Consider the following 26510-nt stretch of genomic DNA (forward strand, 5'->3'; position numbering starts at 1 on the left):
CCGACGTCGTCCCATTTTGAGCATCAACGTGAGGACGGTTGGTATGGCATCGAGCCCCCGTCGCAACGCCCTCGAGGCGAGCACCCCGGCATCCGGGCTGTCCGGGTTCCCGCGCAAGCAGGGAATGTACAACCCGGATTTCGAGAAGGACGCGTGCGGTCTGGCGATGGTCGCCACGCTGCGCGGTGAAGCAGGTCACGACATCGTCGACCTGGCGCTCACGGCGCTGCGGAATCTCGAGCACCGCGGGGCGATCGGCTCCGACGCCGGAACGGGTGACGGCGCGGGGATCCTCACGCAGATGCCGGACGCGTTCCTGCGTGCGGTGGTGCCGTTCGACCTGCCGACGGTGGGCGAGTATGCCGCGGGAATGGTGTTCCTGCCTCGCGACGACGTCGCGCGGGCGTCGCAGAAGGCGGGGATCGAGAAGATCGCCGCGTCCGAGGGACTCACCGTCCTCGGCTGGCGCGAGGTCCCCACCGAGGACGACAACCTCGGCAAGCTCGCGTTCGCCGCGCGTCCCGTCTTCGAGCAGTTGTTCGTCTCCCGGCCGGCCGTGGGCGACGCGCCGGCGCTCTCCGGCATCGACCTGGACCGCCGCACGTTCCGTCTGCGCAAGCGCGCGCGGACCGAGCTCGACGCGTACTTCGTGACGCTCTCCGCGCGCACCCTCGGGTACAAGGGCATGGTCACCACCCTGCAGCTCGAGCCGTTCTATCCGGACCTGCAGGACGAGCGCTTCGCGTCGGAACTCGCCGTCGTGCACTCCCGCTACTCCACGAACACGTTCCCCTCGTGGCCGCTCGCGCAGCCCCTGCGCATGCTCGCGCACAACGGCGAGATCAACACCGTCAAGGGCAACCGCAACTGGATGCGGGCGCGACAGTCGCAGCTGGAGTCCGAACTGCTCGGACACATCGACCCGCTGCTGCCCATCTGCACCCCGGGCGCCAGCGACTCGGCATCCTTCGATGAGGTGCTGGAGCTCCTGACCCTCACCGGGCGGAGCCTGCCGCACGCCGTGATGATGATGGTCCCCGAGGCCTACGAGAAGCAGGCCGACGTCGACCCCGACCTCCGAGCCTTCTACGAGTACCACTCGATGCAGATGGAGCCGTGGGACGGACCAGCCGCACTGATCTTCACGGACGGCACCGTCGTCGGCTCGACCCTCGACCGCAACGGTCTGCGCCCGGGGCGCTGGACCGAGACCACCGACGGCCTCGTCGTCATCGGCAGCGAGACCGGAGTGCTGGACTTCGCCCCCGAGCGCATCAAGCGCCGCGGGCGCCTCCAGCCCGGACGCATGTTCCTCGTCGACACCGCGCAGGGTCGCATCATCGAGGACGAGGAGATCAAGGGGGAGCTCGCGCGGCTGCACCCGTGGCGCGAATGGCTGGATGCCGGACGCGTGCGGTTGGCCGACCTCCCCGAGCGCGAGCACATCGTGCACCCGATCGCGTCCATCACGCGCCGTCAGCGGACCTTCGGGTACACCGAGGAAGAGGTCCGGATCCTGCTCACCCCGATGGGGCAGACCGGCGCCGAGCCGCTCGGCGCCATGGGCAGCGACACCCCGGTGGCGGTCCTCAGCGAGCGCCCTCGTCTGCTCTTCGACTACTTCACGCAGCAATTCGCACAGGTGACCAACCCGCCCCTGGATTCCATCCGCGAGGAGGTCGTCACCTCCCTGTCGCTCGGTCTCGGGCCGGAGCGCAACCTGCTGGAGTGGGGTCCGGAGCACACGCGCACGGTGACCCTCGACTTCCCCGTGATCGACAACGACGAGCTCGCGAAGATCCAGCACATCGACACGGCGCTGCCGGGTCGCACGTCGGTGACCATCCGTGGTCTGTACCGCGTCGAAGCCGGGCACAAGGGGATGAAGAAGCGCCTCGAGCAGATGTGCACCGAGGTGGACCAGGCCATCGAGGACGGTGCGGAGTTCATCGTCCTGAGCGACCGTGACTCCAACAAGGACCTCGCGCCGATCCCGTCGCTTCTGATGCTCGCGGCCGTCCACCACCACCTCATCCGCAAGCAGACCCGGATGAAGTGCGGTCTCGTCGTCGAGGCCGGCGATGTCCGTGAGGTGCACCACGTCGCCACCCTGATCGGCTACGGCGCCTCGGCGGTCAATCCGTACCTGGCGATGGAGACGGTCGAGTATCTCGTCCGCGCCGGCTTCATCACCGGTGTCACGCCCCAAAAGGCCGTGAAGAACCTCATCTACGCGCTCGGCAAGGGCGTGCTGAAGATCATGTCGAAGATGGGCATCTCCACCGTGTCCTCCTACGCCGGCGCGCAGGTCTTCGAGGCCGTGGGCCTGTCGGAGGACTTCGTCGACACGTACTTCACGGGCACCGAGTCCAAGCTCGGGGGCATCGGTCTGGACGTCATCGCTGCGGAGAACGCCGCGCGCCACGCGTATGCCTACCCCGAAGACGGAGCGGTGCGCGCGCACGAGCGCTTGTGGACCGGCGGCGAGTACCAGTGGCGCCGGGACGGTGCACCGCACCTGTTCAACCCCGAGACGGTATTCCGCCTCCAGCACGCCACACGCACGCGCCGCTACGACATCTTCCGCGAATACACGCGCATGGTCGACGACCAGGCGCAGGAGCTGAAGACCCTTCGCGGCCTGTTCCGGCTGCGCACCGAGGGGCGGACACCCGTGCCGCTGGACGAGGTCGAATCGGTCGCGTCCATCGTCAAGCGCTTCCAGACCGGAGCCATGAGCTACGGGTCGATCTCCAAGGAGGCTCACGAGACTCTGGCGATCGCAATGAACCGAATCGGCGGGAAGTCGAACACCGGCGAGGGTGGGGAGGACGTCGAACGTCTCCTCGACCCGGAGCGTCGGAGCGCGATCAAGCAGGTCGCCTCCGGACGGTTCGGCGTCACGAGCCTGTACCTCACCGAGGCGGATGACATCCAGATCAAGCTCGCCCAGGGAGCCAAGCCCGGGGAAGGCGGTCAGCTCCCGCCCCAGAAGGTGTATCCGCAGATCGCCCGGACGCGTGGAGGAACCCCCGGTGTCGGTCTCATTTCACCGCCTCCGCACCACGACATCTACTCGATCGAGGACCTCAAGCAGCTGATCTTCGACCTCAAGCGCGCCAATCCCGTCGCCCGGGTCCACGTGAAGCTCGTCAGCCAGTCGGGCATCGGCGCGGTCGCCGCCGGCACCGCCAAGGCGCTCGCCGACGTCATCCTCATCTCGGGACACGACGGCGGCACCGGTGCGAGCCCGATGAACTCCCTCAAGCACGCGGGGACGCCGTGGGAGCTGGGTCTCGCCGAGACGCAGCAGACCCTCATGCTCAACGGCATGCGCGACCGGGTCGTCGTGCAGGTCGACGGTCAGCTCAAGACCGGTCGCGACGTCGTGATCGGCGCTCTGCTCGGCGCCGAGGAGTTCGGCTTCGCCACCGCTCCGCTGGTCGTCTCCGGATGCATCATGATGCGCGTCTGCCACTTGGACACGTGCCCGGTGGGCGTCGCCACGCAGAACCCGACCCTGCGCGCACGCTTCACGGGCAAGCCCGAGTTCGTCGTGAACTTCATGGAGTTCGTGGCCGAAGAGGTGCGTGAGTACCTCGCGGCGCTGGGCTACCGCTCGCTCGACGAGATCATCGGCCACACCGAGCTCCTCGACATCGAGGGTGCCGTGGAGCACTGGAAGGCGAGCGGGCTGAATCTCGCTCCCGTTCTGGAGGGGCCGGCGTTCGCGGACTCCGAACCGCGCCGCAGCGGCCGCGTGCAGGATCACGAGCTCGACGAGCACTTCGACATGCAGATCATCGAGCGCGCGCAGGACGTCATCGCGCACGGCGGCCACCTCGTCGTCGACTTGCCGATCCGCAACACCGCGCGGGCGGTCGGAACGCTGCTCGGCCACCACGTCACGCGCGTGCAGGGCGAGAACGGGCTGCCGTCCGGCACGATCGAGGTGAACCTCACCGGATCCGCCGGTCAGTCGTTGGGTGCCTTCATGCCGGCGGGGATCACCCTGCGGCTTGAGGGCGACTCCAACGACTATGTCGGCAAGGGGCTCTCCGGGGGACAGATCGTCGTCCGCCCGCCACGCGCGGCGACCTTCGACGCCTCGAAGAACGTGATCGCGGGCAACGTGATCGGCTACGGCGCCACGCAGGGAACCATGTTCCTTCGGGGCGTGGTGGGGGAGCGCTTCTTCGTCCGCAATTCCGGGGCCACCGCCGTGGTCGAAGGTGTCGGCGACCACGCGCTCGAGTACATGACCGGCGGACTCGCCGTCATCCTCGGCGCGACCGGGCGCAACCTCGGGGCCGGTATGTCGGGAGGAACCGCGTACGTGTACAAGCTCGATGAGGCGCTGGTGAATCGCGAGGCCCTCGCCAGCGGCGAGCTCGAACTCGGCCCGCTGGGTTCCGGCGACGCCGAGATCCTCCGCGACCTGCTCCAGCAGCACGTGGCGGAAACCGACTCGACCCTTGCAACCGCGATGCTCGCGGACTTCGAGAACACCCTGGACGATTTCGTCCGCGTCATGCCGCGCGATTACGCCGCGGTTCTGCAGACCCGCCAGGCGGCGGCCGCCGAGGGGCTGGACCCCGACGGCGACGTCGTCTGGAGCCGCATCCTGGAGGTGACCGGTGGCTGACCCCAAAGGCTTTCTGAAAGTCACCGACCGAGAGCTGCCCCCGCGGCGGCCCGTGCCGGTGCGGATCATGGACTGGAAAGAGGTCTACGAGCCGGGCGACAGTGCGGTCCTCCGCCGTCAGGCGGGGCGCTGCATGGACTGCGGCGTGCCGTTCTGCCACCAGGGCTGCCCGCTGGGGAATCTCATCCCCGAGTGGAACGACCTCACCTGGCGTGGCGAGGGACGCGCGGCGATCGAGCGCCTGCACGCGACGAACAACTTCCCCGAATTCACCGGGCGTCTGTGCCCGGCGCCGTGCGAGAGCTCGTGCGTCCTGGGGATCAACCAGCCGCCGGTGACCATCAAGCAGGTCGAGGTGTCGATCATCGACGAGGCTTTCACCCGGGGCTGGGTGGAGCCCGAGCCGCCGGGTCGTCTGACCGGCAAGACCGTCGCCGTGGTCGGTTCCGGCCCCGCCGGACTCGCCGCCGCCCAGCAGCTGACGCGCGCCGGCCACACCGTGGCCGTGTACGAGCGCGACGACCGCATCGGCGGACTCCTCCGGTACGGCATCCCCGACTTCAAGATGGAGAAGCGTCACCTCGAGTCCCGACTGCGACAGATGCAGGACGAGGGCACGCGATTCCGCGCCGGTGTCGAGGTCGGCCGCGACATCTCGTGGAGCGACCTCCGTGCCCGGTACGACGCGGTCGTGGTCGCGACCGGAGCGACGCTTCCCCGGGAGCTCGCGATCCCCGGACGCGATCTCGACGGCATCCATTTCGCCATGGAGTACCTCGTCGAGTCGAACCGCGCCGTGGCGGGCGACGCTCCGGCCAACCAGATCCTCGCCGAAGGCAAGCACGTCGTCGTCATCGGCGGCGGTGACACCGGAGCGGACTGCATCGGCACCGCGCACCGTCAGGGTGCGCTCAGCGTCACCAACCTCGCGATCGGTCGCCGCCCGCCCGAGGAGCGGCCGGAGAACCAGCCCTGGCCGATGAGTCCGACGCTGTTCGAGATCGCGTCCGCCCATGAAGAGGGGGGCGAGCGCAGCTACCTCGCCTCGACGGTGGAGTTCCTCGGGAACGACGTGGGAGAGGTTCGCGCGCTCCGCGTGGCCGAGACGGAGTTCGTCGACGGTCGCCGTGTGCCCAAGAGCGGCACGGAGCGAGAGATCCCCGCAGACCTGGTCCTCATCGCGATGGGCTTCACCGGCCCCGAGCGCGCGCACCTCGAGGATCAGCTCGGCGCGCAGTTCACCGATCGCGGAAACGTCCACCGTGAGAACGACTACCAGACCACCGCTCCCGGCGTGTTCGTCGCCGGCGACGCCGGCCGCGGCCAGTCGTTGATCGTGTGGGCCATCGCCGAGGGTCGCGCCGCCGCGGCGCACGTCGACCGTTTCCTCATGGGGGAGACCGAGCTGCCCGCTCCGGTCGGACCGCATGATGTCGCGATCGGTCTGCAGCCCGCGTAGGCTGGCCCCGGCACTTCGCCCCCTACCCACCCGGAGAATCCACGGATGAGACGCGCCAAGATCGTCGCCACGCTGGGTCCGGCCACATCGTCGTACGAGATGGTTCGCGCCATCATCGACGCCGGTGTGGACGTCGCCCGCTTCAACCTGAGCCACGGGGACTACTCGGTCCACGACAACAACTTCGCCAACGTGCGCAAGGCCGCAGAGGATGCCGGCCGAGCGGTCGCCGCCCTCGTCGACCTGCAGGGCCCGAAGATCCGCCTCGGGCGGTTCGAGAACGGTCCGCATGAGCTCGCGCCCGGCGACATCTTCAAGATCACCGTCGAGGACATCCCCGGCACCAAAGAGATCGTCTCGACGACCTTCAAGGGACTGCCGCAGGACGTCAAGGCCGGTGACTTCCTCCTCATCGACGACGGCAAGGTCCGTGTGGAGGTCGTCGAGACCGACGGTACGGTCGTCACCACCAAGGTGATCGTCGGCGGTCCCGTCTCGAACAACAAGGGCATCAACCTCCCCGGCGTCGCCGTCAACGTCCCCGCGCTGTCGGAGAAGGACGAGGCCGACCTCCGCTGGGGCCTGCGGGCAGGGGCGGATCTCATCGCCCTGTCGTTCGTTCGCGACGCCAAGGACGTTCAGCGTGTCCACGAGATCATGGCTGAGGAGGGCGTCCGCGTCCCCGTCATCGCCAAGATCGAGAAGCCGCAGGCGGTCGACAACCTCGAGGAGATCATCGACGCCTTCGACGGCATCATGGTCGCCCGCGGTGACCTGGGCGTGGAGCTCCCGCTCGAAGCCGTCCCGATCGTGCAGAAGCGTGCGGTGGAGCTCTGCCGCCGCATGGCCAAGCCGGTCATCGTCGCGACCCAGATGCTCGAGTCGATGATCAGCAGCCCCGTTCCCACCCGGGCCGAGACCAGCGACGTCGCCAACGCCGTCCTCGACGGTGCCGACGCCGTGATGCTGTCCGGTGAGACCAGCGTCGGGGCGTATCCCGTCGTCGTGGTCGAGACCATGGCCCGCATCATCGCCTCCACGGAGGAGCACGGTCTCGAGCGCATCGCGCCGCTCACGACGAAGCCCCGCACCCAGGGTGGTGCGATCACCCTGGCGGCCATGGAGGTCGCGGAGTTCGTCGACGCGAAGTACCTGTGCCTGTTCACCGAGTCCGGTGACACCGCGCGGCGCATGTCGCGCCTGCGCCCGAACATCCCGATCCTCGGCTTCGCGCCGGACCCGGCGATCCGTCGTCGCATGGCCCTCACGTGGGGTGTGCAGTCCACGCTCGTCGAGCACGTCGCCCACACCGACCTGATGTTCATCCAGGTGGACAACTACCTCCTCGACAACAAGCTCGCCGAGGTCGGCGACAAGGTCGTCGTGATCTCCGGGTCCCCTCCCGGGATCATCGGGTCGACCAACGACATCCGCATCCACAAGGTCGGCGACGCCGTCAACGGCAACGCGCCCATCTACAAAGCGGAAGCGTGACACACGACGAAGCGGCCGCCGGGTATCCGGCGGCCGCTTCGTCGTTCTCGGCGTATCGGCTCCGGGAACGATGAAGGCCGCAACCCTGACGGGTCGCGGCCTTCGGCACGTGCCGGTGGTGGGAGTCGAACCCACACGCCCTTGCGGGCAACCGAGTTTGAGTCGGTCGCGTCTGCCATTCCGCCACACCGGCTGGTCCGCGAACGACCATACCGTAGGATTCAAGGGTGACTGAGCAGGAAACCACCACGGCACCCACCCCCCGTCGCGTCGTCGTCGCCGAGGATGAGTCGCTCATCCGACTCGACATCGTCGAGATTCTCCGCGACAACGGTTTCGACGTGGTCGGCGAGGCCGGCGACGGAGAGACCGCCGTGGCCCTTGCCACCGAGCTGCGCCCCGACCTCGTCATCATGGACGTCAAGATGCCGCAGCTCGACGGCATCTCCGCCGCCGAGAAGCTGAGCAAGAACCACATCGCCCCCGTGGTGCTCCTCACCGCGTTCAGCCAGAAGGAGCTCGTCGAGCGCGCCAGCGAGGCCGGAGCCCTTGCCTACGTCGTGAAGCCCTTCACGCCGAACGACCTCCTCCCCGCGATCGAGATCGCGCTGGCCCGCTACGAGCAGATCATCACCCTCGAGACCGAGGTCGCCGACATGGTCGAGCGCTTCGAGACCCGCAAGCTCGTCGACCGGGCCAAGGGACTGCTCAACGAGAAGATGGGGCTGTCCGAGCCCGAGGCGTTCCGCTGGATCCAGAAGGCGTCGATGGATCGTCGCCTGACGATGCAGGACGTCGCGAAGGCGATCATCGAGCAGCTGGCTCCCAAGAAGGGCTGATCAGCCCGCGAGGTCGCGGATCATGTTCGTGATCCGCACCGTCGAGCAGCGCCGCCCGTCGTCATCGCGCACGACGATCTCATGCACGGTGAGGCTTCGCCCGGCGTGCAACGGGACGCACTCACCGGTCACCCACCCGCGGGTCGCCGAACGGGTATGGGTGGCGTTGATGTCGACGCCGACCGCCAGGCGCCCGGGGCCGGCGAGGAAGTTCGCGTGCATCGAGCCGAGCGACTCGCCGAGGACGACATAGCCCCCGCCGTGGAAGAGGCCCACCGGCTGCGTGTTGCCGTCGACCGGCATCCTCGCCACGGCGCGATCCGCCGTGAACGTCACCCACTCGAACCCCATCTTCTCGGCGAGGGCGCCGATTCCTCGGCTGAGCGCCCATTCGAGGCCGTCGTCACGGGATGAGTCTGCGGTCATCGCGGCGCCTTCCGTCTGCGGAGATTCAGCCGTCGGATGCCCCGTCTAGGCTTGCAGGGTGACGGACTCCGCAAAGCCTACCCTCCTCGTCGTCGACGGCCATTCGCTGGCATACCGGGCCTTCTATGCGCTGCCGGTCGACAACTTCTCGACCAAAGACGGTCAGCACACCAACGGCATCTACGGCTTCCTGTCGATGCTGGTGAACCTCATCAAGGCCGAGCGCCCGACGCACCTCGCCGTGGCCTTCGACACTTCACGACAGTCGTTCCGCACCCGCGAGTACCCCGAGTACAAGGCGAACCGTTCGGAGACCCCGGCGGAGTTCAAGGGGCAGATTCCGCTGCTGCAGGAGTGTCTCTCCGCCATGAGCATCCCGGTGCTCCAGCAGGAGGACATCGAGGCCGACGACATCCTCGCCACCCTCGCCGCCGAGGGCGCCGCGGCAGGCTTCCACGTCCTCGTGTGCTCGGGCGACCGCGACACCATCCAGTTGGTGAACGACGACGTCACCCTGCTCTATCCGAACGTGCAGGGCGTCTCCCAACTGAAGCGCTACGACCGTGAGGCGGTCATCGAGCGATACGGCGTCCCGCCCGAGCAGTACCCCGACATCGCCGCGCTCGTCGGTGAGACGAGCGACAACCTCCCCGGTGTGCCGAAGGTGGGGGAGAAGACCGCGGTGAAGTGGCTCACCCAGTTCGGTTCGCTCGATGCCCTTCTCGACGGCGCCGACACCATCAAGGGCGTCGTCGGCGGGAACCTGCGGGAGCACCTCGACGACGTGCGCCGCAATCGGATGCTGAACCGCCTCATGCGTGACGTCGAGCTTCCCGTGACGCCCGCCGACCTCGTCGTCCAGCCGATGGACGCCCAGGCGGTGCGCGACATCTTCGCGCGGCTTGAATTCCGCACCCTCCTCCCGCGGGTGTTCGAGGTCGCGGGTCTCGACCCCGCGATGGGGGCGGCGCCGGCTGCCGACGCGGAGCCGCTCCCGGCGTCGCCCACCGTGGATGTCGGCGCGGTGACGGAGTGGCTCGCCGCCGCCGAAGGCGTGATCGGTGTGACGGTGGTCGTCCAAGGCGGCCTGCCGCACCGCATCGGCTTCGCCACAACGTCCGCCGCCGTCGAGGCGGACTGGTCCGACGATGTCGCCGACGGTCTCCGTGTCTGGTTCGCGAGCGACACCCCGAAGGCGTTCAGCGACGCCAAGACGCAGATCAAGGCGCTGCGCCGCGCCGGGATCACGGTGACGAACCTGGCGTTCGACACCGTGATCGCCGGATGGCTTGTCCGCCCGAGCCTCCCCGACAAGACCCTCGCCGACCTCGTCGACCGCTACCTGGACGAGAAGCTCCCCGAGGCTGATCCGTCGCAACTGGTGCCGGAGAACGAGGGAGCGACTCCCGGTCAGCTGTCCTGGTTCACCCTGCGGGTCGCCGATGCCCTCCGCGCCGAGCTGCCGGCATCCGTGGCCTCGGTGCTGACCGATATCGAGCTGCCGACCCTGACGGCCCTCGCCGACATGGAGCTCGCGGGTGTGGCGGTGTCGCATGAGAAGCTCTCCGGTTTCTCCGCGGAACTCGCCGCGCGCGCCGACGGCATCGCCCAGCAGGCGTACGCGGCCATCGGGCGCGAAGTGAACCTCGGTTCGCCGAAGCAGCTGCAGGAAGTGCTCTTCGATGAGCTCGAGCTTCCGAAGACCCGGAAGACCAAGACCGGGTACTCCACGGATGCGGCGGTCCTCGCCGATCTGCAGGAATCCCACCCGCACCCCTTCCTCAGCCTCCTCCTGCAGCACCGGGAGGCGACGAAGCTCCGCCAGATCATCGAGTCCCTCGACGGAGCCATCGCCGCCGACGGCCGCATCCACACCACCTACGTCCAGACCGGGAGCCAAACCGGTCGTCTGAGTTCGACCGATCCCAACCTGCAGAACATCCCCATCCGCACCGATGAGAGTCGACGCATCCGCGCCGCGTTCGAGGTCGGCGAAGGCTACGAGACGCTGCTGACCGCGGACTACTCGCAGATCGAGATGCGCATCATGGCGCACTTGTCGGAGGACCCGGGCCTCATCGAGGCGTTCCGATCAGGCGAAGACCTGCATCGATTCGTCGGTGCCCGCGTGTTCGCGGTCGCTCCGGAAGAGGTGACCCCCGCGATGCGCACCAAGGTCAAAGCCATGTCCTACGGTCTCGTCTACGGCCTGTCGGCATTCGGGCTGTCCAAGCAGCTGCGCATCGAGCAGTCGGAGGCGAAACAGCTGATGATGGAGTACTTTGCGCGCTTCGGTGCGGTGCGCGACTACCTCCGGTCCTCGGTCGAACAGGCCCGGATCGACGGCTACACGGAGACGATCTTCGGTCGCCGCCGGCCCTTCCCCGATCTCGCGAGCCCGAACCGCGTCCTTCGCGAGAACGCGGAGCGCGCCGCGCTGAACGCCCCGATTCAGGGGAGTGCCGCCGACATCATGAAGATCGCGCTGTTCCGCATCCACGAGGAGCTGATGAGCCAGGGCCTCGGGTCGCGCGTGCTCCTGCAGATCCATGACGAGCTCGTCGTGGAGGTCGCCGCGGGGGAGTGGGATCGGGTCGAGGAGATCGTGCGGGTCCGGATGGCGGATGCTGCGGACCTCACGGTTCCGCTGGACGTCCAGATCGGGCGCGGGGGGGACTGGGACACCGCCGGGCACTGAGTCGGTGATGTCCGCGCGGCGTGGGCGGCTGGCGCGGTCGCACGCGCCTGCCTAGGCTCGAATCCATGACTGAGAACTCCCGGACGCCCACGCCGATCGACACGATCGCCGACGCGTGGGTCGACACCATCGCCGAGCTGGAACCGACCGTCGCGACCTATATCGGTCGCTTCGAGCACAACGGCCGATACGGCGACTACAGCCCCGAGGGGCACGAGCGGGTCGTGGCCGCCGCGCGGTCCACGCTCGCGGACCTCACCGCTGCGGAGCCCGTCGACGACATCGACCGCGTGACGAAGGCCGACCTCTCGCGCGAGCTCGAGCTCGACCTGGAGCTCGCCGACGCCCAGTGGCACCTGCGCGACCTCAATGTCATCGCCTCGCCCGCGCAAGACATCCGCGCCGTCTTCGATCTGATGCCCACCGACACCCCCGAGGACTGGTCGGTCATCTCGGAGCGGCTGGGTGCTCTCCCCGCCGCGATCGAGGGATACGTGGCGACGCTGCGCGAAGGTGCGGCGCGCGGCGTGGTCCCGGCGCGCCGACAGGTCGTCGAGGTCGCGGCCCAGATCGCGCGGTACACCGACGACTCCGGCTTCTTCGCCGAGTTCACGGCAGAGGCTGCGCCGGCGGACGGACAGCTCCCGGCATCGCTCGCGCGTGATCTCGCCGATCGAGCGGGCGCCGCGCGGGTCGCTTACGACACGCTCGCCACCTACCTCACCTCTGAACTGGCTCCTGTCGCGGAGGAGAAGGACGCCGTCGGACGCGACCTCTACGCCCTGCACTCCCGCCGATTCCTCGGGGCGGAGATCGACCTCGACGAGACCTACGAGTGGGGCGTCGAGGAGCTCGCGCGCATGGTCGCGGAGCAGGAGTCGATCGCGAACGAGATCCTGCCCGGGGCGAGTGTCGAGGAGGCGGTGGCCTTCCTCGAGAAGGACGACGCGCGCAAGCTCCACGGCACGGCGCAGCTGCAGGAATGGATGCAGCGGGTCAGCGATCGCGCGGTCGAGGAGCTGGGGCGGACCCACTTCGACATCGCCGATCCGATCCGCAAGCTCGAATGCATGATCGCTCCGACCAAAGAAGGCGGCATCTACTACACCGGACCGACCGACGACTTCTCACGACCGGGACGGATGTGGTGGTCGGTTCCGGAGGGGGTCGAGGAGTTCGACACCTGGCGGGAACTGACGACGGTGTACCACGAGGGCGTTCCGGGGCATCACCTGCAGATCGCGCAGGCGGTGTACAACCGCGGCCAGTTGAACTCCTGGCGCCGGCTTCTCGCCGGAACATCCGGCCATGCCGAGGGGTGGGCTCTGTACGCCGAACGCCTGATGGAGCAGCTGGGCTACCTGGATGACCCCGCCGACCGCCTGGGCATGCTCGATGGGCAGCGCATGCGTGCCGCGCGCGTCGCGCTCGACATCGGCGTCCACCTCGAGAAGCAGCGTCCGGACGGTGCCGCCGCCTGGGATGCGCCGTTCGCGCTGGAGTTCATGAGCCAGAACGTGAACATGCCTGCCGAGTTCGTGCGCTTCGAGGTCAACCGCTACCTCGGCTGGCCCGGGCAGGCGCCGTCCTACAAGGTGGGGCAGCGCATCTGGGAGCAGCTGCGCGACGATGTCGCCGAGCGCGAGGGCGCGGCCTTCTCGATCAAGGACTTCCACAAGCGCGCGCTCGACGTCGGTGGTGTCGGTCTGGACACTCTCCGTGAGGCGCTCGCCCGCTGATCGGCGCACCGGCGACGCAGCGGTGACGACGGTGGCGCCTCCGAGGGAATAGGCTGAACCCGCACACGTTCTATTCGTGCGAATAGAAAGGACGATCCATGATCGAGTTCGGACTGCACACCTTCGGGGACGTCACCGTCGATTCCGACGGCGAGCTGCTCTCTCACGCGCAGACGCTGCGCAATGTCGTCGACCAGGCGGCCCTCGCCGATGAGCTGGGGATCGCCTTCTTCGGCGTGGGGGAGCATCACCGCACCGAGTACGCGGTGTCGAGCCCGGAGATCGTGCTCGCCGCGATCGCATCGCGCACGAAGAACATCCGTCTGGGCACCGCCGTCACGGTGCTCTCCTCCGATGACCCGGTGCGTGTCTTCCAGCGCTTCGCGACACTGGATGCGCTGTCGAACGGACGCTCCGAGCCGATCCTCGGACGCGGTTCCTTCACGGAATCCTTCCCGCTCTTCGGCTACGAGTTGAAGGACTACGACGTCCTCTTCGAGGAGAAGCTGGATCTCCTCGCGGCACTGCTGAAGGAGGAGCCCGTCACCTGGCAGGGGACCACGCGGCGGCCTCTCCAGGGAAACGAGGTCTTTCCCAAGACGGCGAACGGCATGCCGGCCTGGATCGGCGTCGGCGGCTCGCCGGAGTCGGTCGTCCGCACCGCCCGCTACGGGTTCGGGCTCATGCTCGCGATCATCGGCGGTCCGTCCGCCCGCTTCGCGCCCTACGCCGACCTGTTCCGTCGCTCGCTCGCCCAGTTCGGCCACGACGCGCGGCCGATCGGCGTGCACTCCCCGGGGCACATCGCCGACACGGACGAGCAGGCGTGGGAGGAGGCATACCCCGCGTTCGACGTGATGTTCACCACGATCGGTCGCGAACGCGGCTGGCCCCCGTACAACCGTCTGCGTTTCCAGCAGGACGTGGGCGAGGGCGCCATCTACTCCGGCTCGCCGGAGCGCGTCGCGCGGAAGATCGCCGACACCGTGCTCGCTCTCGGACTGGATCGCTTCGATCTGAAGTACTCCAACGGAACGCTTGCGCACGAGAAGCTCATGCGCTCCATCGAGCTGTTCGGAACCGAGGTGATCCCGCGTGTTCGCGAGCTGGTCGCCGAGGCCCGGGAGCGCGACGCGGTGCCGATCGCGCTCTAACATGAGCCGGTGAGCACCGACACCCCGAGCGCCTCCGACACGTCGGCGCGGATGGACGCGCTGCCGTTCACCCGCCGTCACCTCCGGGTTCTGATGGGGTCCGGCATCGGCTGGGCCCTCGACGCCATGGACGTCGGGCTCATCTCGTTCATCATCGCGGCGCTGGCCGTGCAGTGGCAGTTGGAGCCGTCCCAGACCGCATGGATCGCATCGATCGGATTCGTCGGCATGGCGATCGGTGCCACCCTCGGCGGGCTGCTCGCGGACCGGTTCGGGCGCCGACAGATCTTCGCGCTCACTCTTCTCGTCTACGGGATCGCCACGGGTGCGAGTGCGCTCGTCACAGGTCTTGCCGCTCTCCTCGCGTTCCGCTTCCTCGTGGGGCTCGGGTTGGGGGCGGAACTCCCGGTCGCATCGACCTATGTCTCGGAGTTCGCGCCCGCTCGTATCCGCGGTCGCGTCATCGTGATCCTGGAGGCGTTCTGGGCCGTCGGTTGGACGGCCGCCGCCGTCATCGGATTCCTCGTGATCCCGGCATCCGACGACGGGTGGAGATGGGCATTCGCCATCGGCGCCATCCCCGCCGCTTACGCCCTCGCCGTGCGATGGGGGCTGCCGGAGTCGCCGCGATGGCTCGCGCGCCGTGGGCGTCACGACGATGCCGATCGCGTGGTGCGCAGTTTCGAGGATGCGGCGCGGCGCATCCGTGCCACCGGGGGTCGTACCCGTTCCGCGACGGGTCGCGTCGTCGAGCGCACGAGCGAGAACGCGCACCCGGATGCCGGAAGCGGCGTGTCCGGATTGTGGCGCGGGGAGTTCCGCGCGCGCACGGTGAGCCTGTGGATCGTGTGGTTCTGCGTGAACTTCTCCTACTACGGTGCCTTCATCTGGATTCCGTCGATCCTGGTGTCGCAGGGCTACGACCTGGTGCGCTCGTTCGGGTTCACGCTCGTGATCACGCTCGCGCAGCTCCCGGGCTATGCCGTCGCCGCGTGGCTCGTGGAGGTGTGGGGGCGGCGCGCGACGCTGTCCGTGTTCCTGGTCGGGTCCGCGGCATCCGCTCTCGTCTTCGGCACGGCCGACGGCGTCGCGATGATCATCGGCGCGGGAATGGCCCTGTCGTTCTTCAATCTCGGGGCGTGGGGAGCGCTGTACGCCGTGACACCGGAGATGTATCCGACCTCCCTCCGCGCGACAGGCGCCGGTTGGGCGGCCGGGGTCGGCCGGATCGCCTCGATCATCGCGCCCCTCACGGTTCCGCCGCTGCTCGCCGGAGGAGGCGCGCCGTTGCTGTTCGTCGTGTTCGGGGCCTTCTTCGCCGTCGCGGCGATCGCCGCGTGGGGACTGGTGGATCGTCGCGGCGCGAGTCTCGACGATCGCTGAGCGGTCGTAGGCTGTCGGGATGTCTTCTGTGCGCTTCGTGGCGATCGGCGACTCCTTCACCGAGGGGGTGGGTGACGAACTGCCGGACGGTACTGTGCGCGGGTGGGCGGATCTCGTCGCCGAGGGCTGGGCGAACGCCTCCGATGCGCCGGTCGAGTATGCCAATCTCGCCATTCGCGGGAAGCTCGTCTGGCCGATCGTGGACGAGCAGCTCGAGCCCGCGCTGGCACTGAAGCCCACACACCTGTCGTTCAACGGCGGCGGCAACGACATGCTGCGCCCCCGCACCAGCATCGCGGCGATCGTCGAGGCTTTCGACCGCGTGCGTCTGCGTTGCGCACAGGAGGGAGTGCAGCTCATCCTGCTGTCGGGTGCGAATCCCTCGGGGCAGTTGCCTCTCGGCCGGCTGGTGCGACAGCGCGGTGACGTTCTCTCTGCCGCCGTGGTCGAACGGTTCTCGGCGCACCCCGATGTGCTCCGCGCGCTCAACTGGCCGGATCGCGAGCTGGCCACGCCGCCCTACTGGTCGGATGACCGTCTGCACATGAATGCCCGGGGGCACCATCGTGTGGCCGCGCGGGTGCTCTCGACACTGGGATTCGAGCCGCCGGCAGCGTGGTGGTCGCTTCCGGAGCTCGCTCCGACCGGCGCGCGGGGCGCGGCATATTACCGGGAGCATGTGGCCCCGTGGGTGCGTCGGCGGCTCGCCCGCACGTCGTCCGGAGACGGGCGGATGCCGAAGTTCGCCGAGTGGGTGACGGTCGCGCCGAACTCCGACGCCTGATCCACAAACGCGGGCCGCTGTCAAGGCCTCCCAGTGAACACGCGGGAAGCGCCACACTCGTGGAGGGACGACATCCGTCTCGTACAGGGGAGGGCGCACGTCCCGGCCCCGGAAAGGAACCTCGCATGAGCATCGGAGCGGGAATCTTCCTCTTCGCCGTCGGCGCCATCCTCGCCTTCGCCGTCAACGTCGATGTCCAGTGGGTCAACCTGGACATGATCGGCTACATCCTCATGATCGCGGGCGCGGTCATCTTCGTCATCGGTCTCGTCCTGATGATGCGTCGCCGGTCGGTCGACTCCGTCACCCGCACGACCGATTCCGCCGGGGGAGAGCGTGTCACGCGCCGCTCCACCAGCGCCAGCGACGACGCCGCGGGTCTCTGACCCCGCACCGTCGACTGTACGAAACCCTCGTGAGCACTGCTCTCACGGGGGTTTCGTCGTTCCGCGGCGGCGGGAGGGCTGATGGGGCTCAGCGTCGTTTCGGCCGAGGATCATCCCACCCGATGTGCACGCGTGTGCGGCGCCGCTCGATGACGATGAACGTGGCGCCGATCGCCCACAGAGGGAACTGGGTGAGGAAGGCGAGTCGGAAGGCGTCGAGCGTGTAGGTGTCCGGAGTTCCCGCGCCCTGCAGGTCGAGTGCGAGACCGATCGCGAAGATCGCGATGAGCGCGGCGAGGAAGCCTCCCACATTCGTGATGCCGGTCGCCGTGCTGAGGCGATGAGCCGGATTGTGGGTGCGCGCGTGATCGAACGCGATCATCGACGCCGGGCCGCCCATCGCGAGGGCGAACGCGAGGGCATAGAGGATCCAGATCGGCGCAGGTCCCGGCCATGCGATCACCACACTCCACACCAATGCCTGGATGCCGACGGCGGGGAGCACGAGCGCGCGTGAGCGAAGATGCGGAATGCGTCGGGAGAGGTCGCCGACCAGCGGGCCAATCAACATTCCGATCACGACATACAACGACAGGAGCGACGCCGCCTGCGCGGGGGAGAGCCCTTCGCCGGCGGTGAGGAACGGCATTCCCCAGAGGAGGACGAACGCGGTGCCGGCGAACGGCGTGGTGAAGTGCGACCAGAACGCAAGCCGGGTGCCGGGATGCGCCCAGGCCGCACGGATGCCGACCCCGGTGTCGACCGACGAGCGAACGATCTTGATCGCCCCGGTCTCGGTGTTCACCGAGACGTCCGCGGCGCGGTCCGGCGGGTGGTTGCGGATGAGCAGGGCGACGAGGATCGCGAACAGCACGCAGAGGCCGGCGATCGAGCCGAAGGCGATCTCCCAACTCGTGGCGTGCAGGAGAGCCGCCAGCGGTGCGATCGCGAGGAGTTGCCCCGCCTGGCCCACGAGCCCGGTGAGCTGACTCATGACCGGCGCGCGTTGGGCGGGGAACCAGGTGGCGACGAGGCGGAGGACGCTCGGGAACACGGCGGCGTCGCCGGCGCCGAGGAGTGCACGGGCGAGAATCGCCACGCCGACGCTGGGGGAGAGGGCCAGGGTGAGCTGCCCCACCGCCATCAGGATCATCCCGATCGTCATGATCGGCCGCGCCCCGTAGCGATCGAGAAGAAGCCCCACCGGGATCTGCATCCCGCCGTAGACCGCGAGTTGGATCACGGCGAACATCGACAGGGTCGCGGCATCCGCGGTGAAGCGCTCCGCCGCGTCCACACCGACGGCGGACAGGGAGCTGCGGTTGATGACGGCGAGCATGTACGCCGCCACCCCGACACCCCAGATCAGCCAGGCGCGCCATCCCGGGCCGTCCGCGCGGGGGAGGGCAGCGCGGAAGGACACGGTGTCTACGCTACTCCGCCGCGCACACCAGTCCCGTCCGCCGGTCGGGGTTGCAGCGTCAGGTTGCGGGCAGCGCGCGGCGTCCGGTCCGCCCGTGGAAAGCGACCAGTGCGCCGATTCCCGCGAACGTGAGCGCGGACAGGGTGCTCACGCCGATGAGGATCCACCCGGCGGGTGCGGCATCCGCTCCGCCGATGAGGAACGTGTCCGCGAGCGCCATCCCCGGGCCGAAGGAGGCGAGGAAGTACCCCCCCCGCGCCTGCGGCGAGGAGTCCGAGATAGCCGAGCGTCGTCGCGGTCGGTGTCGCATCGGGACGCCGGGCGGCGATCAGCAGGAACGCCGCGATGAGGGGTCCTACGAGGAGGAACCCGATCACCCCCGGGGCGAAGACACCCTCGCCGGCGGCGGACATCGCCTCGTGGATCTCCGTCAGCGAGAGGCCCGGTGCAGCCGCCAGAGGGTTCCACACCAGGATCTGCAGCATCGCCACCGCGGCGTACGCGACGACAGCGAGGGTCCCCGCCGTCGCGACGATGCGCGTGCCGTACCGCTGTCCCGCCATGCGTTCACCCTAGGACGGTTGTCGGCCGTGGGCGCTGGGGATGTGCTGGGTGTGTCGGGGCTCGTGACGAGGGGGTCAGCGATCGATCTCGGCGAGAGCGGCCGCGATGCGCCGCCGTCGGGTGGCGTCGGTGACGGCCGACTCGATCGGCACCAGCATCCGTCGCCGTGCGCTCGGAGTCCGCGCATCCCATCGGTGCACGAGGCCCCGCGCCGTCAGCGCCTCAGCGAGATCGTGGGGGAGCCGCGCGTGGTCCGGATCGACCGGTGCCAGCACACCGCGCACCGGATCGCCCGCTTCGAGCTGCATCCGCCGCAGGAGGGACGCGCCCGTCCACACGAACGTGTCGTCGATGACCGGCGCGCGCGTCAAGGCGAGATTCACCTCCACGCCGTCGAGGCGGCCGGCGACCCGGCGTGTTCCAGCATGGGCTGCCGCGCTGACGAGGGCGGGGGGTATCCGGAGGATCGTGTACCGAGAGCGACCCCACAGGAATGGCTCGATGACCCCGTCGATCGAGTGCGGCTCTCCCCAGAGCGTTTCGTCGGTTGACACACCGGGCCTACTTCTTCCCCACCCGCTGCATCGTCATCTTCCGCATCACGTCCAGGGCGCCGGGAACGTAATCTCCCCACGAGTCGCCGACCTTCGCCAGGTCGAGTTTCCCGGTGTGGACCTGCTCGCACAGGCGCATCCATCCCTCGCCCATGGCCACCGTCAGAGCCGCTGCCACGCTCGCGTTGACCGCGTTCCCCGCGCCGGGGATCAGCTTCAGGACGCTCCGCGCGAGAGCCTGGCCGGTGATCTGGACTCCCAGTTGAGCGAGCGCGCCCGCGGACATCATCGTCTTCAGCTCGAGGTCGTAGATCGCTGCGATGCGCCCCATCATCCCGAGTTGGATCGGCGCCAGGGCCAGCGCATCGCCGACGGGTATCGGCGTCGCCGCGACTCCGGCGGCGAGTCCTGCGGCGCCGTTGATGATCGGGCGCGCCATCTCGCGCTTCCAGGGGAGGTTGAGTCGCTGCGCGATGCGAAACGCGTCCTTGACGTCGGCGGGGGACAGCGCGAGGGTCTCCGCGACGAGATCACCGAGCCCGTGGCCCGTGCCCTTTCCATCTCTCTCGCGCGTCGAGGTGGGCATGACCCGGGCGAACGGGATCGTGATCGGCTGGCCGTTCTCGTCGACGGGCTCCTCGAGCCAGGAGATGAACTCCCGTGTGCCCTTCGTGGGGCGCCGGCTTCCCGTGAGCGCGTTGCGCTCCCAGTCCACCTTCGTGAGCACGAGGATGACGGGCAGTCCGCGCGCGTCGAGCTCCTGGATCATCTCGATATCGGCGCGCGTGAGGCGATCGTCGTTCGCCTTGACGCAGTACCAGACCACGGCGATCTGCTCGTTGCGCGGGTGCTGCTCGATGGTCTTCAGGTGGTTGCGGAGCTGCTCCCGAGGCGGCACGGCCGACCCGATCTCGAAGCCCTCGATGTCCCAGATGCCGAGGGAGTCGTCGTGGTAGTAGCGGACGCCCTTCGTCACGGGAAGCCCTTTCCCGACCGCGGCCCAATCGCGCTGGAAGACCGCATTCACCAGAGAGGACTTGCCGACGCCCGTGCCGCCGATGACCGCGAGATTGAACCGCCCGTAACGGGACTTCGCCTCCGAAGTCGCCTCGAGGAACGGGCGCTGATCGATCTCGCGCTTCTGCCGGGAGGAGTCGGCTGACATGGGGCGGTGAACGTCCTTCCGCGAACAGCGTGTTCGCTGTCCACACCATACGCGCCCATCGGGGGAGTGGTCCCCAGCGACGTATCACCTCGCGCGTTCGGCGACTCCTGTCAGACGAGGAGGAACGGATGCCGATCCTGCAGAGCGTCGACGGAGCAGTGGTCCCGGCGATGCCCGATGAGCCGCGTGCCGATCCGGGGTCTCGTCGCATCGGCATCCGGTTCTGGCTTCGCCGATATCTTCCCGCGGAGATCGCGGGAACCGCCGCCTTGGTCCTGGCCGGACTTGCCGTCGCGGAGACCAGCGCGCACCCCGTCGTGGTCACGGCGGCGGCCGTGATCGGTGAGAATCTCGGCTTCTACGGAGTCCTGGCGGTGGTGGTCCTCGTCGAGCAGCGTCGGCGCGGCCGAAAGGGAGCGCGCGCGATCGCCGCCATCGTCGTGCTGCTCGCCGCGGAGTTCGGCGCCGCCGAGCTGCTGGACAGTCTGCTCGTGCGGCCCGGAGCGATCGCTGTCGCCCTGTGGCTCGTGCCGGAGCCGTTCTGGGCGCTGCTGGTGGGTAAGGTCGCCGCCGATCTCGTGTTCTACGCGATCGCGGCCGTCGGCTACATCATGACCACGAAGACTCATCTGCGCCGTCCCGTCGACGATCGAGGCAGTGGAGAGAGCCCTGCTCGGTCTCAGGCGAAAGCGCTCCCGTGACACACGCACCTGTCGGGTAGGGCGGTGGGTGGGGGCGTGGTGTGCGACCGCCTGCCGTCCACAAGCTGACATAATGTGCATTATCGGCAATTACGATCTTCTCGGGGTGACCCCGATCGGGGTCGACATCCGTCGTGCCGAACTCCTCTGATTCGACCCGGCGTGCCGCGCAACCGCGGCGTCCCGGCCGCGGGTGCGCCGGATCTGAGGAGTTCGGCACAGGGCGCCCGCGGCGGGCCGAGCGCGCCGGACCGGGCTGCACCGAACGCAGCTGAGTCGGATGTCCGGCTTCGCGCCGGGCCCAACTCCTTCGAATCGCCCGGTTTCCCGGTCCCCTCGATGTGGAACCGGTTCCATCCAGTGGGAATGAGGAGTTAGGCGCGGGCGGGGCGGACCATCCGGGCGTCGGTGATGGCGGGCGCCCCGGGGTCGGACTTCTCCGTGCCGTCCAGGACGAACCCGTTCCTCCGGCATCGCTCTCAGGCGACGCAGGATGGCTCATCCACTCCGAGAGGTCGTCGAGGTCGTCCGCACCGCCCGGGTGCGCCGTCCCGGACGGCGGCGTGATCACGGGGAGTCCGCGACGGCCACCTCGAAGGTGACCGTGACCTGCGATGACGGCGTGTCGACGGTGATCTCGGCGGACGAGAGCGCGCCGTTGTGCAGGACGGGCTCGATCGCGGCGGAGTACTGATCGGCGCCCTCCTTGCGCGATGCGGCGGTCAGATCGTCCTGCAGGGCTGCGACGTCGGCCGCCGTGAAACCCCATCGCTCTGCCACGGAATTCAGGTAGGGGAAGACGGTGAGCCACGCGCCATCGCTGACGCGTGAGAGCTCGATCGAATCCACCCGTCCGTCGGTGGTGGTGACGGTGAAGGACCGGACGAGGTCCATGCTGAACACGCCGTCCCCGCCCAGGATGATCGCGGTGACCGGCACGATGGGTTCGAACCGCTCGCTGCCGTCGGCGGGCAGGCCGAGCTCGTCCGCAGGCAACGCGTCCTCCGTGACGCGGATCTTCATCAGGCCCTGGCGGCCGATGTAATCGATCCCCGCGCCGGTGAAGATCGACATCCCGTCCGCTGCCTCCTGATCGGCGGATGCCGGTCGATCGGCGTCAATCCACCAGGAGTTCTGCATGGCGACCGCCGCGACGACGAATCCCACGCACAGCAGAGCCACGATGGTGATGGGTATCCAGGACAGCAGCTTCCGTCGCGAACGGCGTCGCGCGATGATGCGGGTCGAGGACGCGGCACCGGCGGGCCGCGTCGCAGGCTCGGTCATGGTCATCTCGTGTCTCCGCGCTCAGAATCGGCTGGTGGGGGGCGAGGAGCGTGCGGCAACCCTAACAAACCTCTCGACTCTCTAGGCTCGAAGGGTGTGGGAGTCGCTCACGGGATTCGTCGTCGTCGGTGTGGCGATCGTCGTCGGATGGATCATCGGCCGCATCGATCTCCTGGGAGAGCATGCGCGTCCGGTCCTCGCGCGTCTGACGTTCTTCGTCCTCTCCCCCTTCCTGCTGTTCGTGGTGCTGGCGCAGGCAGACGTGCGCACGCTGTTCTCCGCCCTGCTCCCGGTGTCGCTGATCGCCGCCGTCGCAGTGATCGCCCTGCACGCGGTGGTCGCGCGTGCCATCTGGCGCCGGAGCGTCGGTGAGACGGTCATCGGCGCGCTGTCGGCCGGACAGGTCAACTCCAACAACATCGGCATCCCGCTCTCGCTCTACCTCCTCGGGAGCGCCGCCTTCCCTGCGCCGGTGATCCTCATGCAGCTGCTGCTGTTCACCCCGGTCACTCTTGCAATCCTGGATGCCGCGACGTCCGCGCGATCGTGCTGGCGACGCACGCTCGTTCGAGCGGTCACGAATCCGCTGGTGCTGGGATCCGCACTCGGCGCGTCCGTCTCCGTCAGCGGCGTGCCGCTTCCCCCGGTCGTCCTCGAGCCCGCGGTCCTCATCGCCAACGCCTGCGTGCCGGTGCTCCTCATCTCCTACGGGATCTCGTTGCACGGGCAGCGCGTGCTCGGCGCGCCTGGGCGCCGCCGCGACGTGATCCTCGCGAGCGGTCTGAAGCTCCTCGTCATGCCCGCCGCGGCATGGGTGGTGGCGGAGTTCGTCTTCGGGCTGTCGACGCAGGATGTGCTTGTCGTCGTCGTGCTCGCGGCATTGCCCACCGCCCAGAACGTGTTCAACTACGCGCAGCGGTACGACGTCGGCGAACCGATCGCCCGAGACACCGTCTTTCTGACGACGATCGGCTGCATCCCCGTGCTTCTGGCTGTGACGCTACTCCTCGGGTGACCCCTCCCCCGGCGTCACACACGGATATCATCCTGCGCGGCTGAGGGAAAGCGTTGGACCGCGGGTCTACAATGCAACCGACCCTTCCCAGGGAACTCTCAGAAAGGACGGACATGTCCATTGAATCAACGGTCGAGAAGTCGGCCGTCAACGGAATTCGCACGGCGCTCGGAATCGGCGGTGTGCTCGCGGTCATCGTCGGTATCCTCATCCTCGCCTGGCCGGGCAAGACCGCAATGGTCGTCACCGCCATCATCGCGATCTACGCCATCGTCGCCGGTCTCGTGTACGCGGGGCTCGGGATCTTCGCCAAGACGAAGGGCGGCTGGGCGCGCGTCGGCCACATCGCGCTGGGTGTGCTGTTCATCATCGCGGGCGTCGTCGCGCTGTTCAACCTCGGTCAGACGACCGTCTGGCTCGCGCTGTTCCTCGGCATCCTCGTCGGCATCATGTGGATCGTCGAGGGGATCGTCGCGTTGTCGACCCTCGGAGACGCGGCATCGAAGGGCTGGTCGATCGCGTTCGCCATCCTGAGCATCATCGCCGGTCTGGTGCTGCTGTTCTCGCCGATCTGGGGTGCCGTCGTGCTCTGGTGGCTGATCGGCATCTCCCTGATCGTGCTCGGCCTGGTCAACATCATCCGGGCGTTCACGTTCAAGGGCGCCATCTGACGCGCAAGAGAATGAGAGGGCGGGTGGGGGGAGGCCGTATCGGCACCCCCCACCCGCCCTCTCGTGCGCGGGGTGGTCAGCGCGGTTGCGCGTCGCTCCAGTGCGGGACGTCGCCGACACCGTCGGCCTCGGCGGACGCCCGCGCGACCGGGATGCGCGTTCCGACGACCTGAGCCACGACGTCCTGGGCGATCTTCGCCGCAGTGAGCCCTGCATCTTCGAGGATCTGCTCGCGGCTGGCGTGGTCGATGAATTCGTCCGGTACACCGAGCTCGTCGACCGCCGTGTCGACGCCGGACTCGCGGAGAACCTGGCGGACACGGGTGCCGATACCTCCGACGCGGATGCCGTCCTCGATCGTGATGACGAGCCGATGGCGGGCGGCCAGATCGACGATCGACGGCTGCACCGGCACCACCCAGCGGGGGTCGACGACGGTGGCGCCGATGCCCTGGGCGCGTAGCCGCTCGCCGACCTCGACAGCGACGTGCGCCATCGGTCCGATGCCGACCAGGAGGACGTCTTCGGAGTCGCCGCGTGCGAGCACGTCGACGCCGTCATGCAGCCGTTCGATCGCGGGAAGATCCGCGCTCACGCTTCCTCGAGGGAAGCGGACGACGGTCGGCGCATCCTCCACCGCGACCGCTTCGCGCAGTTCTTCGCGGAGCCGCTCGCCATCGCGCGGAACGGCGATCCGGATGTGAGGCACGAGCTGGAGCATGGCGAGGTCCCAGATGCCGTGATGGCTGGGGCCGTCGGGACCGGTGACGCCGGCACGGTCGAGGACGAACGTCACACCGGCGCGATGGAGGGCGACATCCATCAACACCTGATCGAACGCGCGGTTCATGAAGGTCGCGTAGATCGCCACGACCGGATGGAGGCCGCCGTAGGCCAGGCCCGCGGCCGAGGCCACCGCGTGCTGTTCGGCGATGCCGACGTCGTAGACCCGATCGGGGAACTTCTGAGCGAACGGCAGGAGTCCCGTCGGGCGGAGCATCGCAGCGGTCATGGCGATCACGTCCGAGCGGTCTTCACCGACGGCGAGCAGCTCCTCCGCGAACACGTCGGTCCACGCGGGCGCTCCCCCACCGCCGAGGGCCACGCCGGAAACGGGGTCGATCTTGCCCACGGCGTGGAACTGGTCGGCCTCGTCCTTGCGGGCGGGCTCGTAGCCGCGCCCCTTCTCGGTGATGGTGTGGACGATCACCGGAGCGCCGTAGCGCTTGGCCTGCTCGAGGGTCTCGATGAGCGCCGAGAGGTCGTGTCCGTCGATGGGCCCCAGGTACTTGATGTCGAGGTTCGAGTACAGATCGCCGTTGTTCGTGAAGCGCGACAGGAACCCGCGGGTCCCGCCGCGGACACCGCGGTACACCGCACGGGCGGCCGGGCCCAGCTTGCGGAAGAGATCGTCCGATCCGCGGCGGAGGTGACGGTAGGTCTCCCCCGTCCGGACGCGGTTCAGATAGCGGGCCATGCCGCCGATCGTGGGGGCATAGGAGCGACCGTTATCGTTGACGACGATGACGAGGTTGCGGTCGTTGTCGTCGGAGATGTTGTTCAGCGCCTCCCACGTCATTCCGCCCGTGAGGGAGCCGTCCCCCACGACGGCGACGACGTGGCGGTCTTTCCGCCCGGTGAGGGTCATGGCGCGGGACACGCCGTCGGCCCAGCTGAGCGAACTGGACGCGTGGGAGGACTCCACGACATCGTGCGGGCTCTCGGACCGCTGCGGGTATCCGGCGAGCCCCCCGCGTGCGCGAAGGCCCGAGAAGTCCTGCCGCCCCGTGAGCAGCTTGTGCACGTAGGACTGGTGGCCGGTGTCGAAGATGACCGGATCCTCGGGAGAGTCGAAGACCTTGTGGATCGCGATCGTGAGCTCGACGACGCCGAGGTTCGGGCCGAGATGCCCACCCGTGCGCGCGACGTTCTCGATGAGGAATGTACGGATCTCGTCGGCGAGATCGACGAGCTGGTCCTCGTTCAGTGCATCCAGATCACGAGGTCCGCCGATCGATGAGAGCAACGACATGGCGAGCTCCTTTCCGCCCCCGGGCGGGGTCGTCCCAGTGTAATGGCCGGAAAAGGAAAAGGGCCGGGCCTCGACGGCACCGGCCCTTTCC

The 26510-nt window shown here is 68.4% G+C and carries 20 protein-coding genes and 1 tRNA gene; 13 read left to right on the top strand and 8 right to left on the bottom strand.

All coding sequences use genetic code 11. The features are described from left to right. The first annotated feature begins 43 nt into the window (after nucleotides 1-43). The 3 genes from gltB to pyk are packed head-to-tail and all read left to right on the top strand — an operon-like array spanning nucleotide 44 to nucleotide 7598. Nucleotides 44-4645, top strand: coding sequence for a glutamate synthase large subunit (gene gltB, locus KZC50_RS11135; RefSeq protein WP_301132289.1), 4602 nt, complete (start codon nucleotides 44-46; stop codon nucleotides 4643-4645). Then, nucleotides 4638-6104, top strand: coding sequence for a glutamate synthase subunit beta (locus KZC50_RS11140; protein WP_310891727.1), 1467 nt, complete (start codon nucleotides 4638-4640; stop codon nucleotides 6102-6104). Before gltB ends, KZC50_RS11140 begins: the two co-directional genes overlap by 8 nt. A 45-nt stretch (nucleotides 6105-6149) precedes the next feature. Continuing rightward, nucleotides 6150-7598 (top strand): pyruvate kinase, encoded by a 1449-nt coding sequence (pyk, locus tag KZC50_RS11145; RefSeq protein ID WP_310891728.1) that lies wholly within the window; start codon nucleotides 6150-6152, stop codon nucleotides 7596-7598. A gap of 110 nt (nucleotides 7599-7708) precedes the next feature. On the opposite strand, the gene KZC50_RS11150 is transcribed toward pyk, so the two are convergent. Beyond that, nucleotides 7709-7791, bottom strand: a tRNA-Leu gene (locus KZC50_RS11150). 34 nt (nucleotides 7792-7825) lie between these two features. On the opposite strand from KZC50_RS11150, the gene KZC50_RS11155 reads away from it, so the two are divergent. Further along, nucleotides 7826-8437, top strand: a complete 612-nt coding sequence (locus KZC50_RS11155) for an ANTAR domain-containing response regulator (protein WP_053547513.1) — start codon at nucleotides 7826-7828, stop codon at nucleotides 8435-8437. Here KZC50_RS11155 and KZC50_RS11160 read toward each other — a convergent pair whose 3' ends face one another. Then, nucleotides 8438-8863 carry a hotdog fold thioesterase gene (locus tag KZC50_RS11160; RefSeq protein WP_310891729.1) on the bottom strand — a complete coding sequence of 142 codons (426 nt, stop codon included), beginning with the start codon at nucleotides 8861-8863 and terminating at the stop codon, nucleotides 8438-8440. It abuts the gene before it with no gap. A gap of 58 nt (nucleotides 8864-8921) precedes the next feature. Here KZC50_RS11160 and polA point away from each other — a divergent pair, with 58 nt between their 5' ends. From polA to KZC50_RS11190, 6 genes are all read left to right on the top strand, one after another. Further along, a complete protein-coding gene (polA, locus tag KZC50_RS11165) occupies nucleotides 8922-11561 on the top strand; it encodes a DNA polymerase I (protein ID WP_310891730.1) in 2640 nt (879 codons plus the stop codon). 65 nt (nucleotides 11562-11626) lie between these two features. Further along, complete coding sequence (locus KZC50_RS11170) at nucleotides 11627-13300, top strand: DUF885 domain-containing protein (protein WP_310891731.1); 1674 nt, start codon at nucleotides 11627-11629, stop codon at nucleotides 13298-13300. 98 nt (nucleotides 13301-13398) lie between these two features. Beyond that, the gene (locus tag KZC50_RS11175) at nucleotides 13399-14454 is read left to right on the top strand and encodes an LLM class flavin-dependent oxidoreductase (RefSeq protein WP_301132282.1); all 1056 of its coding nucleotides are present in this window, start codon (nucleotides 13399-13401) and stop codon (nucleotides 14452-14454) included. A gap of 51 nt (nucleotides 14455-14505) precedes the next feature. Then, nucleotides 14506-15837, top strand: coding sequence for an MFS transporter (locus KZC50_RS11180; RefSeq protein ID WP_310891917.1), 1332 nt, complete (start codon nucleotides 14506-14508; stop codon nucleotides 15835-15837). 19 nt (nucleotides 15838-15856) lie between these two features. Continuing rightward, the gene (locus KZC50_RS11185) at nucleotides 15857-16621 is read left to right on the top strand and encodes an SGNH/GDSL hydrolase family protein (RefSeq protein WP_310891732.1); all 765 of its coding nucleotides are present in this window, start codon (nucleotides 15857-15859) and stop codon (nucleotides 16619-16621) included. A 125-nt stretch (nucleotides 16622-16746) separates the two neighbouring features. After that, nucleotides 16747-17007: a DUF6458 family protein gene (locus tag KZC50_RS11190; protein WP_053547465.1), complete on the top strand. Its 261-nt coding sequence runs from the start codon at nucleotides 16747-16749 to the stop codon at nucleotides 17005-17007. 88 nt (nucleotides 17008-17095) lie between these two features. On the opposite strand, the gene KZC50_RS11195 is transcribed toward KZC50_RS11190, so the two are convergent. From KZC50_RS11195 to KZC50_RS11210, 4 genes are all read right to left on the bottom strand, one after another. Further along, nucleotides 17096-18430, bottom strand: coding sequence for an MFS transporter (locus KZC50_RS11195; RefSeq protein ID WP_301132280.1), 1335 nt, complete (start codon nucleotides 18428-18430; stop codon nucleotides 17096-17098). A 58-nt stretch (nucleotides 18431-18488) separates the two neighbouring features. Continuing rightward, nucleotides 18489-18650 carry a hypothetical protein gene (locus KZC50_RS11200; protein ID WP_310891733.1) on the bottom strand — a complete coding sequence of 54 codons (162 nt, stop codon included), beginning with the start codon at nucleotides 18648-18650 and terminating at the stop codon, nucleotides 18489-18491. 418 nt (nucleotides 18651-19068) lie between these two features. Next, entirely contained in the window at nucleotides 19069-19548 is a 480-nt protein-coding gene (locus tag KZC50_RS11205) for a YdeI/OmpD-associated family protein (protein WP_310891734.1), read from the bottom strand. Between the two features lie 7 nt (nucleotides 19549-19555). After that, a complete protein-coding gene (locus KZC50_RS11210) occupies nucleotides 19556-20713 on the bottom strand; it encodes a GTPase family protein (RefSeq protein WP_310891735.1) in 1158 nt (385 codons plus the stop codon). 128 nt (nucleotides 20714-20841) lie between these two features. Here KZC50_RS11210 and KZC50_RS11215 point away from each other — a divergent pair, with 128 nt between their 5' ends. After that, complete coding sequence (locus KZC50_RS11215) at nucleotides 20842-21414, top strand: hypothetical protein (protein ID WP_310891736.1); 573 nt, start codon at nucleotides 20842-20844, stop codon at nucleotides 21412-21414. Between the two features lie 567 nt (nucleotides 21415-21981). Here KZC50_RS11215 and KZC50_RS11220 read toward each other — a convergent pair. Beyond that, on the bottom strand, nucleotides 21982-22701 hold the full coding sequence (locus KZC50_RS11220; protein ID WP_310891737.1) for a hypothetical protein: 720 nt from the start codon (nucleotides 22699-22701) through the stop codon (nucleotides 21982-21984). A 94-nt stretch (nucleotides 22702-22795) separates the two neighbouring features. Here KZC50_RS11220 and KZC50_RS11225 point away from each other — a divergent pair, with 94 nt between their 5' ends. Continuing rightward, nucleotides 22796-23716: an AEC family transporter gene (locus KZC50_RS11225; RefSeq protein WP_310891738.1), complete on the top strand. Its 921-nt coding sequence runs from the start codon at nucleotides 22796-22798 to the stop codon at nucleotides 23714-23716. Between the two features lie 113 nt (nucleotides 23717-23829). Then, entirely contained in the window at nucleotides 23830-24387 is a 558-nt protein-coding gene (locus KZC50_RS11230) for an HdeD family acid-resistance protein (RefSeq protein ID WP_310891739.1), read from the top strand. Between the two features lie 76 nt (nucleotides 24388-24463). On the opposite strand, the gene dxs is transcribed toward KZC50_RS11230, so the two are convergent. After that, nucleotides 24464-26419: a 1-deoxy-D-xylulose-5-phosphate synthase gene (gene dxs, locus KZC50_RS11235; RefSeq protein WP_310891740.1), complete on the bottom strand. Its 1956-nt coding sequence runs from the start codon at nucleotides 26417-26419 to the stop codon at nucleotides 24464-24466. Nucleotides 26420-26510 lie beyond the last annotated feature (91 nt).

Source organism: Microbacterium aurantiacum (assembly GCF_031625015.1).
Lineage (GTDB): Bacteria > Actinomycetota > Actinomycetes > Actinomycetales > Microbacteriaceae > Microbacterium > Microbacterium aurantiacum.

Bases quoted from the DNA above. Each gene is read 5' to 3' on its own strand.
- KZC50_RS11180 (WP_310891917.1), top strand. From the start codon at position 14,506: ATGGACGCGCTGCCGTTCACCCGCCGTCACCTCCGGGTTCTGATGGGG.
- gltB (WP_301132289.1), top strand. From the start codon at position 44: ATGGCATCGAGCCCCCGTCGCAACGCCCTCGAGGCGAGCACCCCGGCA.
- KZC50_RS11185 (WP_310891732.1), top strand. From the start codon at position 15,857: ATGTCTTCTGTGCGCTTCGTGGCGATCGGCGACTCCTTCACCGAGGGG.
- KZC50_RS11190 (WP_053547465.1), top strand. From the start codon at position 16,747: ATGAGCATCGGAGCGGGAATCTTCCTCTTCGCCGTCGGCGCCATCCTC.
- KZC50_RS11230 (WP_310891739.1), top strand. From the start codon at position 23,830: ATGTCCATTGAATCAACGGTCGAGAAGTCGGCCGTCAACGGAATTCGC.
- KZC50_RS11215 (WP_310891736.1), top strand. From the start codon at position 20,842: ATGCCGATCCTGCAGAGCGTCGACGGAGCAGTGGTCCCGGCGATGCCC.
- KZC50_RS11220 (WP_310891737.1), bottom strand. From the start codon at position 22,701: ATGACCGAGCCTGCGACGCGGCCCGCCGGTGCCGCGTCCTCGACCCGC.
- KZC50_RS11210 (WP_310891735.1), bottom strand. From the start codon at position 20,713: ATGTCAGCCGACTCCTCCCGGCAGAAGCGCGAGATCGATCAGCGCCCG.
- KZC50_RS11170 (WP_310891731.1), top strand. From the start codon at position 11,627: ATGACTGAGAACTCCCGGACGCCCACGCCGATCGACACGATCGCCGAC.
- pyk (WP_310891728.1), top strand. From the start codon at position 6,150: ATGAGACGCGCCAAGATCGTCGCCACGCTGGGTCCGGCCACATCGTCG.
- dxs (WP_310891740.1), bottom strand. From the start codon at position 26,419: ATGTCGTTGCTCTCATCGATCGGCGGACCTCGTGATCTGGATGCACTG.
- KZC50_RS11200 (WP_310891733.1), bottom strand. From the start codon at position 18,650: ATGGCGCTCGCGGACACGTTCCTCATCGGCGGAGCGGATGCCGCACCC.
- KZC50_RS11175 (WP_301132282.1), top strand. From the start codon at position 13,399: ATGATCGAGTTCGGACTGCACACCTTCGGGGACGTCACCGTCGATTCC.
- KZC50_RS11160 (WP_310891729.1), bottom strand. From the start codon at position 8,863: ATGACCGCAGACTCATCCCGTGACGACGGCCTCGAATGGGCGCTCAGC.